Here is a 17041-nt window from a genome sequence, read left to right as displayed (position 1 = left end):
CGCAGGCGCAGCGTTCGCGCCCGCATCGCCGGTGCCTCGGCGGCGCCGTAACACCGTCGGCTCGTCACCGGTGAAACGCCTTCCTGCGGGTAGGGTGCGGCGTCATGACGGCCACCGCGAGGACAAGCCGGTGGACCGGCGGATTCATCAGAGGATGGGCCCACGCCCGGCGCCGGTACGGCTGGCTCGACCATCTCGTGCGGGCCGGCGTCCACTACGACCGGACCGACGCGGGCCGCCTCTCCGCGGGGATGACCTACTACGCGTTCTACGCCACCTTCGCCCTGGCCCTGCTGGGGTTCGTGATCATGGGCCACGTCCTGGACACACCCACCGCGCTCGGCCAGGTGGAGCGCTACCTGAGCGACACGTTCCCGCGCCTGGACGTGGAGGCGTTGCGCGACGCCCGGGACACGGCCGGGGTGATCGCCTCGTTCGGGCTTCCGCTGACCGGCCTGTTCTGGGTCGATTCCATGCGTTCCTCCATCCGGGCGGTCTGGGGCCTGGAGCAGTATCCGGGCAACTTCTTCCTCCGGTGGCTGATCGACCTGGGCGTGCTGGTCATGCTCGGGCTGCTGCTGTCGGCCTCGCTGACCCTGTCCTTCGGCGCCCAGACCGCGTTGACCTGGCTGGTCGAGCAGACGGTCGGCATCGAGGCGGCCCCTGCGCAGTGGGTGCTGTCGGCGACCGCCTTCGTGCTCGGCATCTGCGTGAACACCCTGCTGTCGATGGCGTTGCTGACCCTGACCCCCCGGCTGCACCTGCCGGCGCGCCGCCTCATCGGACCAGCGTTGATCATGACGATCGGGCTGGAGCTGCTGAAGACGATCGGGCAGGTGTACTTCAACATCAGCTCGGCCAATCCGGCTTACCAGGTCGTCGCGGGCGCGGTGGGCATGCTGCTGTTCCTGAAACTGATCAACGTGCTCATCCTGTTCGCCGCCGCGCACGCCGCGACCAGCCGTCACGGGACGGTCGTCGACCTGACCACCCGGCAGCTCGTCGGCGAGCCGCGCACGGAGGTGGTCACCGCACCGGCGATCCCCGAGGTCAAAGCGGGGTCGCAGGCCCAGGAGGAACAGGCCCAGGAGGAGCAGGCCCGCGAAGAACAGGCCCGCGAAGAACAGGCCGAGGAAGGGCGACCCGGGAAGCCGCAGCCGGTGACGTCGCGGGCCAAGCCGCGCCGGTACGACTTCAGGTCGCGGCGGAGCCCCTGACGCCGATCCCCGAGCTTACTCACGAGTAATGAATGTGTGATGTGAGCTTGTCAATTTCCTGATGCGGGTGAACATTCTGAGCAATGAGCTGGTCGGGGGGAAGAGCCCGAGGAGGCTGCATGAAAGTCCCACGCCGGTTCCCCATCCTTCTCATCGCCCTCGCCGGGGCGATGACCCTGACCTCCCTCCCGGCGGGCGCCGCGGCGCGGGGCCCGGCGGCCGGCCGGACCGTGTCGGCCCCGACGGCCTCCACCGTCTCGGTGACCTCGATGGCGTCGCTGGGCGACTCCATCACCCGGGGCTTCAACGCCTGCGGCTTCTTCGTGGACTGCCCGTCCAGGTCCTGGTCCACGGGGTCGAGCTCGACGGTGAACAGCCACTACCGCCGCCTGCTGGCCGATGACCCCTCCCTGGTCGCCCACAACGACGCCCGGTCGGGTGCCAGGATCGCCGATCTTCCGGGGCAGGCGCAGCGGGCCGTCTCCCAGGGAGCCGGCTACGTCACGATCCTGATGGGCGCCAACGACGCCTGCACGTCGTCGGAGGCGGGGATGACGTCGGTGGCGGATTTCGAGGCGTCGTTCCGTACGGCGATGCAGACGCTCACCGCGGGCCTGCCGGAGGCGTCGATCTTCGTGTCGAGCATTCCGGACATCAGGCGGTTGTGGGAGGTCGGCAAGGGCAGCTCGTCGGCCCGGGCGGCGTGGGCGACGTTCGGGATCTGCCAGTCGATGCTGGCCAGGCCGCGTTCGACCGATCAGGCCGACGTGGACCGGCGTGCGCGGGTGCGCCAGAGGGTGATCGACTTCAACACGGTTCTGGCGGCGGTCTGCGCCGAACAGATCACCTGCCGCTACGACGGCGGCGTGGTGTTCGGGTACCCGTTCGAACTGTCGCACCTGAGCCGGTGGGACTACTTCCACCCGAGCGTCTCCGGTCAGAACCTGCTGGCGGAGATGACCTATCCCGCCGCTCTCGGCCGGTGAACCGGGAGCGCGCGTACGGGTGAACCGCCTCGCCGCTCCGGCGCAGGGCACCGGTGAACCGGTGTCCGGCACCGGAGCGGGGGGGCCGGCTCCGGCGGTCATGGCGGAATGTTGCAATGACCTGTCATTGCGGACAACCGGCGGTCGCCCGATAGTTGAAGCATGAACGCCCCTCCCACCGTCCCCCACGTGGTCGTGATCGCCATGTTCCCGGGAGTCGACACACTGGACGTGACCGGTCCGGCCGAGGTCTTCGCGATGGCCGGCCAGTTCCTGGGCGGACGGCGCGCCGGTTACGAGGTGCGCCTGGCCGGCGAGCGGCGCGGTCCGGTGCCGACCTTCTCAGGGGTACGGCTGCACGTGGAGGAGGTGTTCGCCGAGCAGCGCGAGTCGATCGACACGCTGCTCGTGCCGGGCCGGATGCTGATCGGTCCCGGGGGGCCGGTCCCGCAGATCGACCCGGACGTGGTGGCATGGCTGCGCGAGGTGGGACCCGGAGCGGGCCGGGTGGCGTCGGTGTGCGCGGGCGCGCACATCACCGCGGCCGCCGGGCTGCTGGACGGGCACCGCGCCACCACGCACTGGGCGACCGTCGGGCGGCTCGCCGCCGACCACCCCGAGGTCGAGGTCGAGTCCGACCCCATCTTCGTCCGCTCGGGGCGGATGTGGACCAGTGCCGGCATCACCTCCTCGATGGACCTCGCCCTGGCGCTGGTGGCCGAGGACCACGGCGACGAGGTCGCGCTCGACGTGGCCCGCGCCATGGTCATGTACCTGCAGCGGCCGGGCGGCCAGAGCCAGTTCAGCGTGCCGCTGGCGCAGCGTCCCGGCAGCCGCAAGGACATCCGCGGTCTGCGGCTGTGGATCGGCGAGAACCTGGACGCCGATCTGTCGGTGCCCGCGCTGGCGGCGCGGATGGCGATGAGCGAGCGGAACTTCGCCCGGGTCTTCCACGCCGAGACCGGCAGCACGCCGGGTGCGTTCGTCGAGGGCATGCGGCTGGAGGCCGCGCGCCGGCTCCTGGAACGCACCGGCCGCCTGCCGTCCGACATCGCCAGGACCTGCGGGTTCCGTTCCGTGGAGACCCTGCACCGGGTCTTCCGCGACCGTCTGGGCACCACTCCGGGGGAGTACCGGCGCAGGTTCCGCACCGCCGCCCCCGTCTGATCCCCCGTCTGATCCCCCGGCCGGTCCCCCCACCTGGATCCCCCTGGATCCCCGGCACGCAGCCCTTCGTCCCCGTTCCTTCCGACAACCGGTGCCGCCCCGCGGCACCGGCCGATCCCGCGCGCCCCGACGGGGCACGCGCACCACCGAGAGAGAACCCAACGTGAAGATCACCGTCACGCACATCGGCACCGCGACCGTCCTGCTGGAGATCGGCGGGCTGCGCCTGCTCACCGACCCGGTCTTCGACCCCGCCCCGGCCGAGTACGACTACGGTCCCGTCGTGCTGCGCAGCACCGAGAGCCCGGCGATCGGGGCCGGCGACCTGCCGCCGGTGGACGCCGTCCTGCTGAGCCATGACGAGCACTACGACAACCTGGACACCATCGGCCGCACGCTGCTCGCCGGGCGCCCGGTGCTGACCACCGTCAGCGGCGCCGGACGCCTCGGCGGCGGCGCCGTCGGACTGGAGCCGTGGACCACTCACGAGCTCACCGTCGGCGACAGGACGCTGCGGATCACCGGCACGCCCTGCCTGCACGGCCCCTTCGGGGACGTCACCGGCTTCGTCGTCGAGGAGCCGGGAGAGGAGGAGGCCCTCTACATCTCCGGCGACACCGTCTACATCGACGAGCTCGACGAGATCGGCCGGCGGTTCACGATCGGCACCGCGCTGCTGCACCTGGGAGCCCCGCGCATCCAGAACTTCGGCGGCGGCGAGCTGATCTGCATGGACGGCGCGCAGGGAGCGGCGCTCACCCGCTCGCTGGGAGCACGCCGGGTCTGCCCGATCCACTACACCTCCTGGGAGCACTTCACCGAGGATCGCGACCAGGTCACCGCGCGCTTCGCCGCCGAGGGACTCGCCGACCGCCTCCACTGGCTCACCCCCGGCGTCCCGGAGATCCTCGGCTGAACCGGGACGGGCCCGGCGCCCTCGGGCGCGTCGCCTCACCGGCGGCACGCCCGCGCGAACCCACGGGTCAGCCTGACGTTGCCGGTTTTCGTGTCGTGCGGACGTCAACCGATGGTCTCCGCGACGTGTTGTCCTTGGGCGACCGGTCGCTCTCGGTTACTTTTCCTGTGGCCGCGGCTTCAGGGCACCGGGTGCGCACGGGGACGGGCGCCCGGACACCGCCGCCGACCGGCACATCTCCGGGAGGATGAAACGTCTGTGACGCCGTTGAAGATCCGGCCGCCCACGCGGCGGTGCCCGGCCCGCCCGAAGCGCCGGAGCCCGCCTCGCCGGGCGGCCCGCTGATGCCCGACGGAGCGACGCTGCGCCGTACGGCCGCGTTCACCGTGCTGTACGTCGCCGCGCTGTTCGCCGGGCGGGTCAATCCGGTGGGCGGGACGGTCCTGGGCCTGGTGTGGCCGGCGGCCGGGGTAGGAGCGCTGTGGCTGCTGGCGCAGCGGCGCAAACGATCCCTGTGGCTGGACGTGCTGACGCTGACCGTGGCCGTGCTCGTCGTCAACCTGGCGACCGGCGTGCCCCTGGGGCTCAGCCTCTTCTTCACCGTGTCGAACCTGACGCAGGCGCTGCTGTTCCTGTACATCTTCGCCCGGTTGTGCCCCGACCTGTGGAACGCCCGGGGGTGGGGGGACTTCGACCGGGTCCGGCACCTGTGGGGGCTGCTGACGGCCGCGGTCGCGGGAGCGGCGGTCGGCGCGCTCACCGGCCCCATCGCACTGGAGGTGTCCAGCGGTCAGTGGTCGGCTCTGACCAGCGCGGTGTGGATGGCGCGCAACATCGTGAGCATCGTGGTGATCACGGCGTTGGGCCTGCGGCTGGGGCGCATGCTCGAACGCCGGCCCCGCGCCCGGCCGTTCTCCGCCCGGCGGGCGGCCCGGGAAGCGCTGGGGCGCGTCCCCGGCCGGCGGATCGCCGAGTTCCTGTCCCTGGTGCTGATATCGGTCGCGGCCTACGCCGTGACGTTCGGGGTCAGTCACGACCTGCCCCTGACGTTCCTGCTGACCGCGGTGACGGTCTGGGCCGCCGTGCGGTTCAGCACCACCTTCGTGGCCCTGCACGTCCTCGTCCTCGGCACCGCCGCCATCCTCTTCACCCTGTACGGCCACGGCCCGTTCGCCTCGGTCGATTCCCCCTACACCCGGGTGCTCGTGGCGCAGATCTTCGTGGGGATGCTCGCCGTGGTCGGCCTGGCGCTGGCGCTCGGCCGGGACGAGCGGGAATCCCTGATGAGGCAGCTGACCACGGCCGAGAAGGAGACCTCCAGGCAGGCCTGGATGTTGTCGGCGATCGTCGACTCGATGCACGACGGCCTGGTGGTCATCGACGCCGACGGGCGTTTCGTCATGAGCAACCCGGCCGCTCAGCGGCTGCTCGGCACCACCCATCTGACCACCACCGAGGCATCCGGCCTCTTCCACCCCGACGGCGCGCCCATCGGCGGGGAGCAGATGCCGCACATGCTGGCCCTGGCCGGGCACGAGGTCCGCGACATGGACGTGCTGATGTGCCCTCCCGGTCCGGCCGAGAGCCGCATGCTCAGCGTCAGCGCCACCCGGCTGCCCGCCGGCGACCGGGCGGCGGTCGTGGTCTTCCACGACGTCACCGCCGAGCGGCGGCACCGCGACGAGCTGGCCGCCTTCGCCGGCGTCGTGGCCCACGACCTGCTCAATCCGCTGGCCGCGATCGACGGCTGGGCGCAGGTGCTGGCCTCCGCCGTCGGACCGGCCGCCGGAGGCGGTGCGCCGGGCGGGGCGCCGGGCGGGGCGGGCGACAGCGTCGTCCGCATCCAGCGGGCCTCGTCCCGGATGCGGGAGCTGATCCAGGACCTGCTGGCTCATGCCGCCGCGCGGGACGCGCCCATCGCCCCCGTCCCGATCGATCTCGGGCAGATGGCCCGGGAGGTCGCCGCGTCCCGTGGTGACCTCCCGGCGGGAGCCGGCGGCCGGCAGGCTCCGGTGTTCCACATCCACCGGTTGCACACGGTCCGGGCCGACCGGGCCCTGCTGCGCCAGTTGCTGGACAACCTGATCGGCAACGCGGTGAAGTACACCGCTCCGGGAGAGCGGCCGGAGATCACCGTCACCTCCGCGGCCGAGCAGCCGGGGTGGGTCCGGGTCGAGGTCGCCGACCGGGGCATCGGCATCCCCTGGGGACAGCATGAGGCGATCTTCGAGAACTTCCACCGGGCCCACGAGGGCGGGCCCTACAGCGGAAGCGGGCTCGGCCTGGCCATCTGCAAGCGCATCGTCGAGCGGCACGGCGGCACGATCGGCGCCGAGGACAATCCCGGCGGGGGCTCGCGGTTCCACTTCACGATGCCCGCCGGGGACGCTCCGGACGAGGAGGGTGCCCCGGGCGGGAGCCGGGAGGCGTGAACGGCCGGGTCGTTCGCGTCTCCCGCCGGATCCACCTGGATTCCACGTGCTCGGGTCGCGGACCCTCAGCACCCGCCGTCGGCCCCCGCCAGCAGGGTCCTGATGCGCACCCGAAGGTCGTGGAGGTCGAAGGGCTTGGCCATGAACTCGTCCACCCCGGCGGCCAGGGATTCGACCACGTCGGTGTCCGTGACCCGCACGGTCAGCATCAGAATCTTGACCTTCTCCGCCGAAGGCATGGCCCGTACCAGGCGGCACACCTGCAGCCCGGACAGCCTCGGCAGCATCCAGTCCAGCACGATCAGGTCCGGGCACCGCTGCTGCACGGCGTCCAGCGCCGCCGGTCCGTCGGCGACCGCGCACACCTGGTGGCCGTCCTGGCCCAGCTGGAAGACGACCAGGTCACGGATGTCGGCGTCGTCCTCGACGACCAGGATGTTCGACATACGCCTACACCGCTCCCCCTCTCCGGCCCCCGGCCCCGGAAACCGAGTCCGCCAGAGACATCTACCCCTCCCACCCGGGCCACACCACCGCAGATCCCGGAGCGGACCGGCCGCGTCCCGCACGGTGGAGACGCTCGTGCCGCCGTTCAGCCGCCGTTCAGCCGCCGTGCCCGCTCACCAGTTCCACCGCGGCTCGCTGCCACACCCGCTCGGCCGGTTCCCCGCGCTCGTGCGCCAGTTCTCCGAGCAGGTGGGCGATCACACCCAGGTACGCGTTCTGCACCGCCGCGGCCCCGCTGTCCGACCGGTCGTCCACGCTGGGCAGGAACCCGCCGACCATGTCGGCGACCGTGTCCTCCCCCAGGTCCGGGGACTGGATGTACGCGCTGATCAGGCCGATGACGGCCAGTTGCTTCTCCCTCGTCAGCGCGGCGAGGTCGCGTGCCGCCCGCGGGCCGGGATCGCGTCGCGGGCCGGTTTCGCGCCCGGAGTTCCCCGGGTGTCCGGTCCGGCCGTCGGGAAGGTCGCTCATGATCGGGTCTCCGGTTCCCCCATCGCGCGGTCTCACCGCGCTGTCACCATTCTCCCAGTCCCGTCCGGAGGAGTGGACGGCGAGCGTCTCCGCCCCGTCTCCTTCGGGATCTCCTCCGCCTCGCGTCAGCGGAACTCGAGACCCTCGAACGCGCCGGAGGCGCTCCACCGGTCGAGGTAGGCGAAGTAGGCCATCGCCCCCCGCGGGTAGCCGACGTTGAGCCGCCCCCGGAGTCCCGGGTCCCGACCCTCGTTGTTGTAGTAACCCGGCGTGCAGTCCGGTGACCCCAGCAGCGTTCCCGGTCCCGAGAGCAGGAGCTCGATCCACGCGTCCTCGGCCTCCCGGGTGACCTCGACCTCGTCGAACCCGCCTGCCAGGGCGTGTTCGACGATCAGGGCGATCGCCCTGCCCGCCTCCGTGAGGTTGTGCGGGATGTTGGAGATGAGGTTCGCGCCCTGCGCCGGCTGCACGAAGAAGGCGTTCGGGAAACCGTGCACGTGGATGCCGTGCAGGGTGCGCATGCCCTCGGCCCAGCGCTCGGAGAGCCTGACGCCGTCGCGGCCGGTCATGTCGTAGCCCGCCCGCCGCGTGTGGTCGGTGCCGACCTCGAAGCCGGAGGCGTAGATGACGCAGTCGACCTCGTACTCCCTGCCGGCGGCGACGACCCCGGCCTCAGTGATCCTTTCCACGCCCTTTCCGTCGGTGTCGACGAGGTGCGTTCCGGGGAGGTTGTACGCCTGCAGGTACTCGTCGTGGAAGCACGGCCGCTTGCAGAGCTGGCCGTACCAGGCTTTCAGCTTCCGGGCGGTCTCGGGGTCCTCGACGATCGCGTCGACGCGCGCGCGGATCTCCTCCATCTTCTCGAAGTCGGAGTCCTCGTAGGCCTCCAGCATCTTCTCCGGGGTGAGGTCCCCGGGCGGGAGCGCCGTGATCCTGGCGCGCACCCGCCGGGCGATGTCGGTCCAGCCGTCCATCACCAGGTCCTCCGCGGCCGTGCCGCCCGTCTGGTTGGCCGTGAAGTTCTCCAGCCAGCGCCGCTGCCAGCCCGGGGTCGCGATCCGGGCGAACCACTCGGGGTCGGTCGGCCGGTTGTCGCGGACGTCGACCGACGAGGGGGTGCGCTGGAACACGTACAGCTCCCCGCACGCCCGCGCCAGATGGGGCACGCACTGCACGGCGGTCGCCCCCGTCCCGATGACGGCGACCCGCTTTCCGGCGAGCCGGTCCATCGGCGCTCCCGAGGGGTCGCCGCCGGTGTAGCCGTAGTCCCACCGGCTCGTGTGGAACGAGTGCCCCCTGAACGATTCGATCCCCGGGATCCCCGGCAGCTTCGGCACGTGCAACGGACCGGTGCCCATGGCGACGAACCGGGCGGTGAACTCGTCGCCCCGATCCGTACGGATGATCCAGCGCGACCGCGTGCCGTCCCATTCGAGGTCCTTGACCTCGGTGTGGAAGAGCGCGTCGCCGTACAGGTCGAAGTGCTTGCCGATGCGCCGGCAGTGCTCGAGGATCTCGGGCCCGTGCGCGTACTTCTCCGTCGGCATGTGGCCGGTCTCCTCGAGGAGCGGCATGTAGACGAACGACGCCGTGTCGCACTGCGCGCCCGGGTACCGGTTCCAGTACCAGGTACCGCCGAAGTCGCCGCCCTTCTCGATGATGCGGACGTCGCCGACGCCGGCCTCCTTCAAACGGGCGCCGGTGACGAGGCCGGCGAAGCCGCCGCCGATGAAGGCGACCGTCACGTGGTCGGTCTTCGGCTCGCGCGGGGTCTTCGGCGTGTAGGGGTCGTCGAGGTAGCGCGCGAGTCCGCCGGTGAGCCGGAGGTACTGGTCGTTGCCGTCCGGGCGGAGCCGCTTGTCACGCTCCTGGCGGTATCTCCGGCGCAGGGCCTCCTTGTCCACGGGGGTGTCATCAGGCCTGGTGGGGCGGTCGGCGACGGTCATGCGCGCTCCGAAGGGGTGTCGGCGGAGGACGGGCCGCAGCACGGACGGCCGCCGGACGGCGCCCGCCCCGGCAGTATCAGAATGTCATTCGGTAACGCCGCCCACAATGGTGCTGCCGCCACCCGGACACCACGCGACCTCGGGTCCGGCGCAAATCCTCGGGAGAGTGCAGATTACTTACCATGTGGTAGAAAAACGAGATGCCCGTACGGCACGGGCATCTCATCGCGCCGGGAGTGCCATGTCCGAATCCATCCCGCCCGTTCCCCTCGTCCCCCTGCCCCAGCGGCTCGCTCCGGCGGGAGAGGGCGAACTCCGGATGGGCAGGCGGCCGCGCATCGCGGTGCCCTCCACCGGGCTGTCCGATCTCGGCGAGGTCGTCGCCGACCTCCTCGGCCGTATGCACGGCGTGGAGCCGTCCGTCCAGGTGGGGGGCGAGGCCGAGCTCCGCCTCGTGCTCGTCCCCGAGGTGCCGGGCGCCGCGGAGCTCGTCCCGGCACAGGGGATCGACCCGCTGGACCGGGAGACCGGATCCGCCGGCTCCCGTGAATGCCACGAGCTCGCGGTGACCGCGGGCGGGGCCACGGTGACGGCGTCCTCGGCGGAGGGCCTGTTCCGCGGCGCGGTCGCCTTCGCCCAGCTGCTCACCGGGGATGATGCCGGGGACGGCCTCACCGCTCCCGGGGTGCGCGTCCTCGACGGCCCCGCCCTGCGCTGGCGCGGCCTCTCCCTCGACGTGGTGCGGCGGTTCTTCCCGGTCGAGCAGGTCAAGAAGGTCGTCGACCTGCTCGCCCTGTACCGGTTCAACGTGCTGCACCTGCACCTCACCGACAGCCAGGCCTGGCGCCTGGAGATCACCGGCCGGCCGGAGCTCACCGACCCCGCGAACTGGCCCGGCGGCGACGGCTCCCGCAACGGCGACGGCCCGCAGTCCTACGGCCGCGACGACTACCGGGAGATCGTCGCGTACGCGGCGGCGCGCTTCGTCACCGTCGTCCCCGAGGTCGACATGCCCGGCCACGCGCTCGCCGCCGTCCGCGCGTACCCGGAGCTGGGCGGCGAGGACGAGCCGCCGCACCCGCTCCTGCCCTTCCTCGACCCGAGGGCCGAGGCGACGGACGGCTTCGTGGCGGACGTGCTGCGCGAGCTGGCCCGGCTCACTCCGGGGCCGTTCCTGCACGTCGGCGGCGACGAGGCCCTCGGCATGCCGCACGAGCTGTACGCCGCGTTCACGGCGCGGGCGCTGGAGCTCGTGCGGGCCACCGGCAAGCGCGCCGTGGCCTGGCAGGAGGCTGCCCGCTCCGGCGCGCTCACGCCCGCGGACCTGGCGCAGTGCTGGATCGGCTCCGATCACGTCTTCGACGCCGAGGCCGCCCGCGCCCTCGCCCCGGCCGAGTACCACCCGCTCATCGACCTCGTGGCGCGCTCGTTCGAGGGAGCCCCACAGGACGTGCCGGAGGCCGTCGCCGCGGGCGCCTGCGTGCTCGCCTCACCCAGCAGCGTGCTGTACCTCGACCGCCGGTACGCCGAGGACTCGCTGCTGGCCGAGCAGACGGCCCGGCGCACGCGGGTCGGCTTCGCCGACTACGAGCCGCGCACCAGCCGCGAGCTGTTCGGCTGGCGGCCGGAGACGCTGGCCGAGATCCCCGCGGGAGCCCGGCTCGCCGGGGTGGAGGCCGCGATCTGGTGCGAGACCGTCACGGACTTCGACGACCTCGCCTTCCTCCTGCTCCCCCGGCTGGCGGGGATCGCCGAGAAGACGTGGACCCCGCAGGCCACCGGCTGGCCGGACCACCGCGGCCGGGTGGCCGCGCACGCGCGGTGGTGGGAACGCCTCGGATGGGGAGGCTACTACCGTTCGGCGGACGTGTTCGGCGCCGCCGCCCCGGAGGCCGCAGACGGATGAGGCGGCCCCGGACCCGCCCGGGCGCGCCGGTCGCGGGGAAGGGCAGGGCCCCGGCGGACGCGGCGTCCGCCGGGGCGGGGATCGCGGGGAGATGCCCTGGGGATCAGGTGGCGGCGGCGCCGTACTCCCGCTCGAACGCCTCACGGCGCGCCCGCTGCGCGGCGACGTCGGCGACCGGGGCCGAGAGCAGCAGCCCCCGGGTGTAGGGGTGCCGCGGCTCGGCCGTCACCTCGGCCGCCTCGCCCGTCTCCACGATCTCACCCCGGTGGATGACCGCCACCCGGTGGCTCATGAACCGGACCACCGACAGGTCGTGGGAGACGAACAGGTAGGCGACCCCCGTCCGTTCCTGGATCTCCACCAGCAGGTCGAGCACCGTCTTCTGGGTGGTCAGGTCGAGGGCCGAGACCGGTTCGTCGCACACGATCAGCCGGGGGCCGATCGCCAGGGCGCGGGCGATCGCCACCCGCTGGCGCTGACCGCCGGAGAACTCGCGGGGCAGCCGGTGGGCGGCGTCGGCGGGCAGTTCCACCCGGTCGAGGAGCCCGCCGACCCGCTCGCGGGCCTCGCGGGCGCCGTACCCCTGCGCGAGCAGCGGCTCCGAGAGCGTGTCCCCCACGGTCAGCGAGGGGTTCAGCGAGGTGTACGGGTCCTGGAAGATGACCTGGATGTCGCGGCTCAGCTCGCGCCGGCGCCGGGCCGGGACACGGTCGATGCGCTCCCCTGCGAACGTGATCGCCCCGGACCGGACCGGGACGAGGCCCAGGATCGCCCGCCCGATCGTGGTCTTGCCCGACCCCGACTCCCCCACCAGCCCCAGGGTCTCGCCGGGGCGGACATCCAGCGACACGCCCTTCAGGACCTCCACCCGGGGGGCGCGCCACCCCTTCCCGGGGAAGGAGACCCGCAGGTCCTCGACCCTCAGCAGGGCATCGACGGTCGCGCTGCCGGGCGCGCTTGCGGACATCACGAGACCTCCGCGTTCGACGGCTGCCAGGGCCTGCGCGCCGGGACGTGGTCCAGCACGGCGCCGAGCAGTTTCCGGGTGTAGGGATCCTGCGGGGCGTGCAGGACCTGCTCCGCCGTCCCGGTCTCGACGATGCGCCCCTGTTTCATCACGGCCACGCGGTCGCACAGGTCCGCGACCACGCCGAGGTTGTGGGTGACGAGCAGGACGCCGAGGTCGCGTTCCCGCTGCAGCCTTCGGAGCAGGCCGAGCACCTCGGCCTGGACCCTGACGTCGAGCGCCGTGGTGGGCTCGTCCGCGATCAGGAGCCTGGGGTCGCACGACATGGCGCCCGCGATCAGGACGCGCTGCGCCATGCCGCCGGAGATCTCGTGGGGGTAGGAGGCGAAGGTCCGCCTCGGGTCCGCGATCTCGACCAGGCGCAGCAGCTCCAGCGCGCGCCGGGTGGCCTCCGCCTTCGAGATCCGGAGCTTGCAGCGCATCGGCTCGACGAGCTGGCTGCCGATCGTGAACGCCGGGTCGAGGTTGCTCATCGGCTCCTGGGGGACGTAGGCGACGACGTTCCCGCGCAGCTCGCGGTGCCTGCGCTCGGGCATGCCGACGATCTCCTCGCCCTCGACGGTGACGCTCCCGCGGCAGACGCGGCCGCCCTCGGGGAGGATGCCGAGGATCGAGAAGGCGGTCTGGGTCTTGCCCGATCCGGACTCGCCGACCAGGCCGACGATCTCCCCCGCCCGCACGTCGAGGTCCACGCCGTGGACCACCTCCCGCTCGCCGCCGCCGGGCAGCGCGTAGGAGACGGCCAGGTCGCGCACCGACAGCAGCCCGGCGCACGCGCCCGCGCTCCGCGGGGCGGTGATGGTGGTGGGGCCGGTACGGCGGCGCCGGGCGGCGGGCGCCGCGCCCCGGTCCTCCAGCACGTCGCGCAGGGCGGCGGCGAGCAGCACCAGCGCGCCGCTGGTCAGGCCCAGGGCGAGGCCGGGCCAGAGCATCAGCAGCGGCGCGCGCTGGATGTTCTTGAACGCCTCGTTGAGCATCGCCCCCCACGTCGGCGTGTCCCCGCTGCCGATGCCGAGGAACTCCAGGCCCGCCTGCAGGCCGATGGCGATCCCGGAGACGAGCGCCACCTGGATGATGATGGGGGCGCGCACCACGATGAGCACGTGGCGCGCCACGATCCGCCGGTCGCGCAGCCCCGACACCTTGGCGGCGTCGACGTAGAGCTCGTTGCGGACGCTCGCGACGATGCCGCGTACCAGCCGGAAGAAGGCGGGCGCCACGAGGAACCCGAGCACCACCATGAGGACCCACACGGTGGGACCGAGGATGGCGCGCGAGGCCAGCAGCACGACCATGGCCGGCAGGGCCATGACCAGGTTGACGGCCCAGCTCGCCGCGGAGTCGAACCAGCCCCCGTAGTATCCCGCCAGCAGGCCGCTCGGCACGCCCAGGGCCAGCGCGACCACCAGGGCGATCACCGCGCCGCCCAGCGTGTTCCGCCCGCCGTGCAGCAGGCGGGCCACGATGTCCCGGCCGGCCGAGTCGAAGCCGAGCGGGTGGCCGGCGGCCGGGCCGCCGAACGCGTCGCGCAGGCTGGAGACGCCCGGCTCCGCCGGGCTGAGCACGGGGGCGAGCAGCACCGCCAGGACGACGGCGGCCAGGACGGCCCCGGAGGCCAGCCCCAGTGGGTGCCTCAGCAGCAGCCGTACGGCGCCGGTCCGCCGCGCGGGCCCGAGCGCGGCCGGAGGCGGGGCCGGAGGCGGGGCCGGTGCTCCGGCCGGTGCGCTCTCGCTCATACGATCTCCCCGCCCGGCGGCTCGGGGTCCGCATTCGCGGACGCACCGCGCCCGTTGACTCGCTCGCTCATGTGATCCTTGCTTTCGGGTTCAGCCAGCCGATCAGGATGTCGACGACGAGGTTGATCACGATCACGCCGGTCACGGAGAACACGACCAGCGCCATGATGACGGGGATGTCGCCGCGGGTGGTGTAGTTGACGGTCATGCTCCCGATGCCGGGGAGCCCGAAGATCTGCTCCACCAGTACGGCCCCGCCGAGCATGCCGACGAACTGCATGCCGAGCACCGCGAGGGCGGGCGCCGAGGCGTTCCGGACGACGTGCCGGAAGACGATCCGCCACGGCGGCAGCCCCCGCGCGCGCAGGGTGCGCACGTAGTCCTGGCGCATGACGTCGATCACCGACCCCCGGACCTGCTGCGCGACGCCGGCGACGGAGCCGACGGCCAGGGAGGCGATGGGCAGCGTCACGGTGGACAGCCATCCGGTGAAGGACTCGGTGAGGCCCACGTAGCCGATGGCCGGGAACCAGCGCAGGTGCACGGCGAAGACCAGGACGATGACCAGGGTCACCAGGAAGCCGGGCAGGGCGTAGCCCACAACGGCGAAGACCTGCACGAACCGGTCGACCGCGCCGCGGCGGACTCCGGCCCACACCCCGAGCAGGAACGCGAGCACGGCCGTGACCAGGGTGACGCCGATCATCAGGCTGACCGTGACGGGCAGCCGGTTCACGATCGCCCGCGTCACGTCCTCGCCGCTGAACCAGGAGGTTCCGAAGTCACCCCGGAGGGAGTGGGTCAGCCAGTCCAGATACTGCACGGCGGTGGGGCGGTCCAGCCCGAGGGCGGCGTTCCTGGCGTCGACGAGGTCCTGGCTCGCCCCCTGCCCGAGGAGCTGCCGGCCCACGTCGATGTCGGGGATCGACAGGAGCGTGTAGGAGAGGAAGGAGATCACGAAGAGGAGCACCGCCCCCGCCGCGGTCCTGCGCGCGATGAAGCTCAGCATGGGAAGCTCAACATGGGAAGCTCGGCATGGGAACTCGACATCCGTTGTCGGGCCGGGGCCGGGCGGATCCGCCCGGCCCCGGCCGGCGGCACTACTTGGCGGGCGCGTAGTTGTAGATGGACGGCACGGCCATGCCGTCCTGCGGGGTGATCGTCACGCTGCCGTCCGAGACGTGCAGGTACGTCATCCGGTAGAAGGGCACGAACCAGCCGTCCTTGACGAGGTGCTCGTTGAGCGCCTGCAGCTCCGCCTTGGCGGCCTGGGCGTCCCTGCCCTGGATCTTGGGCAGCAGTTCCTTCACCGTGTCGTCGGTGTAGCCGAACATGTTGAACGCCCCGGGGAGGACCAGCTCGCCGACCACGACCCAGTCGGTCGAGGACTGGCCGATGTTCATGACCAGGCCGGAGAAGGCGCGGTCGGTGAAGATGCGCTTGATGGCGGAGCCGGCGTCGACGTCCTCCCAGACGAGCTTGACGCCGACGGCGCCCAGGTCGGCCTGGAGCGAGGCGGCGAGCGCGTCGGAGACGATCGCCGCGATGCGGGGCAGTTTCAGGGTGAAGCCGCCGGAGTGCCCGGCCTCCTTGAGCAGTTCGCGCGCCTTGGCCGGGTCGTAGGAGTAATAGGCGTCGAGCTCGGGCTTGTAGGCCGCGGTGGAGGTGCCGAAGACCTGGTTGGTGATCGCGCCGCGGCTCTGGCGGATCTTCTCCAGCATCGTCTTGCGGTCGATCGCGTGGTTCAGCGCCTGGCGCACCCGGGGGTCACGCATCTCCGGGGTGACGGCCCCGGCCCGGTCGAACAGGACCAGGCCCTGGAAGTCGAACTCCTGCTTGACCGTCTTGACCTTCGGGTCGCTCTCGGCGCTGATCTGCTGGTCGGCGTCCTGGATCAGGGCGGCGTTGATCTGCCCGGTCTTGAGACCGTTCACGATGGCCGTCTCGTTGTCGAAGAAGCTGATCGTGACCGTGTCGTAGGGGAGCTTGGCGCCCCAGTAGCCGGGGGCCCGGGTGAACGTCCACCTGGTCCCGATGAAGGTCAGGTTCTGGTCCAGGTCGTAGGGGCCGGTCCCGCTGGGCTTGGTCTTGAGCGCGTCGCCCTTGGTGAAGTCGGCGGGGTTGGCCATGAGACCGGCCGCGTCGCTCAGGTAGAACAGCATCGCGGGGTTGGGCTGCGCCAGCTCCAGGGTCACGTGCGTGGCGTCGACCACCTTGATGGCCTTGACGTCGTTGAGCGTCTTGGCCTGCGCGCCGCCGCCCTTGCGGAAGCGCTCCATGTTCGCCTTGACGGCCTCGGCGTCGAACGGGGTGCCGTCGTCGAACGTCACGCCGCTGCGGAGGGTGAGCGCCAGCTCGGTGAGGTCGTCGTTGTACTTCCACTCGGTGGCGAGCATCGGGCTGTAGGAGCCGTCCGGCTCGCGCTTGACGAGAGTGTCGTAGACGGCCTGGAAGAACGGGAGCGCGCTGCCGGTGGCGTCCTTCGGATCGAGGCTCTGCGGGAGGGTCATCGTCGCGATGCTCAGGGCCTTGGGGCCGCTGTCCGGTGCGGCGCCGCCGGAGTCCGAACAGCCTGCGAGCACCGTCGGCGCAGCGAGGAGGGCAAGCGCGGCGATGGCTACCCTGGCGGATTTCTTCATGGAGCTCACTCCGTCTCAAGGCGGGGACGACTGTCTCGGCCGAATGTGCGGCGAGCATACCCCCAAAACTAACCACGTGGTAGGTTTAATG

Annotated in this window: 13 protein-coding genes; 6 read left to right on the top strand and 7 right to left on the bottom strand. The window is 72.0% G+C overall.

Going from position 1 to position 17041, the window contains the following annotated elements; all coding sequences use genetic code 11:
* Positions 1-104: 104 nt before the first annotated feature.
* The 5 genes from HS041_RS33535 to HS041_RS33515 all read left to right on the top strand — a co-directional run bounded on the left by HS041_RS33535 (position 105) and on the right by HS041_RS33515 (position 6718).
* Entirely contained in the window at positions 105-1217 is a 1113-nt protein-coding gene (locus HS041_RS33535; protein ID WP_196444858.1) for a YihY/virulence factor BrkB family protein, read from the top strand.
* Positions 1218-1336: 119 nt separating this feature from the next.
* On the top strand, positions 1337-2203 hold the full coding sequence (locus HS041_RS33530) for an SGNH/GDSL hydrolase family protein (RefSeq protein WP_196444857.1): 867 nt from the start codon (positions 1337-1339) through the stop codon (positions 2201-2203).
* Positions 2204-2365: 162 nt separating this feature from the next.
* Positions 2366-3370, top strand: coding sequence for a GlxA family transcriptional regulator (locus tag HS041_RS33525; protein WP_196444856.1), 1005 nt, complete (start codon positions 2366-2368; stop codon positions 3368-3370).
* A 163-nt stretch (positions 3371-3533) separates the two neighbouring features.
* Positions 3534-4286 carry an MBL fold metallo-hydrolase gene (locus HS041_RS33520; protein ID WP_196444855.1) on the top strand — a complete coding sequence of 251 codons (753 nt, stop codon included), beginning with the start codon at positions 3534-3536 and terminating at the stop codon, positions 4284-4286.
* A 344-nt stretch (positions 4287-4630) separates the two neighbouring features.
* A complete protein-coding gene (locus HS041_RS33515; protein WP_196444854.1) occupies positions 4631-6718 on the top strand; it encodes a sensor histidine kinase in 2088 nt (695 codons plus the stop codon).
* Positions 6719-6783: 65 nt separating this feature from the next.
* On the opposite strand, the gene HS041_RS33510 is transcribed toward HS041_RS33515, so the two are convergent.
* From HS041_RS33510 to HS041_RS33500, 3 genes are all read right to left on the bottom strand, one after another.
* The gene (locus HS041_RS33510; protein ID WP_196444853.1) at positions 6784-7164 is read right to left on the bottom strand and encodes a response regulator transcription factor; all 381 of its coding nucleotides are present in this window, start codon (positions 7162-7164) and stop codon (positions 6784-6786) included.
* 157 nt (positions 7165-7321) lie between these two features.
* Positions 7322-7696 carry a hypothetical protein gene (locus tag HS041_RS33505; protein WP_196444852.1) on the bottom strand — a complete coding sequence of 125 codons (375 nt, stop codon included), beginning with the start codon at positions 7694-7696 and terminating at the stop codon, positions 7322-7324.
* Positions 7697-7821: 125 nt separating this feature from the next.
* On the bottom strand, positions 7822-9642 hold the full coding sequence (locus HS041_RS33500) for a flavin-containing monooxygenase (RefSeq protein WP_196444851.1): 1821 nt from the start codon (positions 9640-9642) through the stop codon (positions 7822-7824).
* Positions 9643-9883: 241 nt separating this feature from the next.
* Here HS041_RS33500 and HS041_RS33495 point away from each other — a divergent pair, with 241 nt between their 5' ends.
* Positions 9884-11548 carry a family 20 glycosylhydrolase gene (locus HS041_RS33495; protein ID WP_196444850.1) on the top strand — a complete coding sequence of 555 codons (1665 nt, stop codon included), beginning with the start codon at positions 9884-9886 and terminating at the stop codon, positions 11546-11548.
* A gap of 103 nt (positions 11549-11651) precedes the next feature.
* Here the strand turns inward: HS041_RS33495 and HS041_RS33490 are convergent, their stop codons facing one another.
* The 4 genes from HS041_RS33490 to HS041_RS33475 form a co-directional block, all read right to left on the bottom strand.
* Positions 11652-12515, bottom strand: coding sequence for an ATP-binding cassette domain-containing protein (locus tag HS041_RS33490; protein ID WP_196444849.1), 864 nt, complete (start codon positions 12513-12515; stop codon positions 11652-11654).
* Positions 12515-14311, bottom strand: a complete 1797-nt coding sequence (locus tag HS041_RS33485; protein ID WP_196444848.1) for a dipeptide/oligopeptide/nickel ABC transporter permease/ATP-binding protein — start codon at positions 14309-14311, stop codon at positions 12515-12517. The genes HS041_RS33490 and HS041_RS33485 overlap by 1 nt, the downstream gene beginning before the upstream one ends.
* Positions 14312-14378: 67 nt before the next feature.
* Positions 14379-15320: an ABC transporter permease gene (locus HS041_RS33480; RefSeq protein ID WP_196444847.1), complete on the bottom strand. Its 942-nt coding sequence runs from the start codon at positions 15318-15320 to the stop codon at positions 14379-14381.
* Positions 15321-15411: 91 nt separating this feature from the next.
* Positions 15412-16950: an ABC transporter substrate-binding protein gene (locus tag HS041_RS33475; RefSeq protein ID WP_196444846.1), complete on the bottom strand. Its 1539-nt coding sequence runs from the start codon at positions 16948-16950 to the stop codon at positions 15412-15414.
* Between the last annotated feature and the right edge of the window lie 91 nt (positions 16951-17041).

This window comes from Planomonospora sp. ID67723 (genome assembly GCF_015711605.1).
GTDB lineage: Bacteria > Actinomycetota > Actinomycetes > Streptosporangiales > Streptosporangiaceae > Planomonospora_A.
This window is presented reverse-complemented; position numbering and strand designations above follow the sequence as displayed.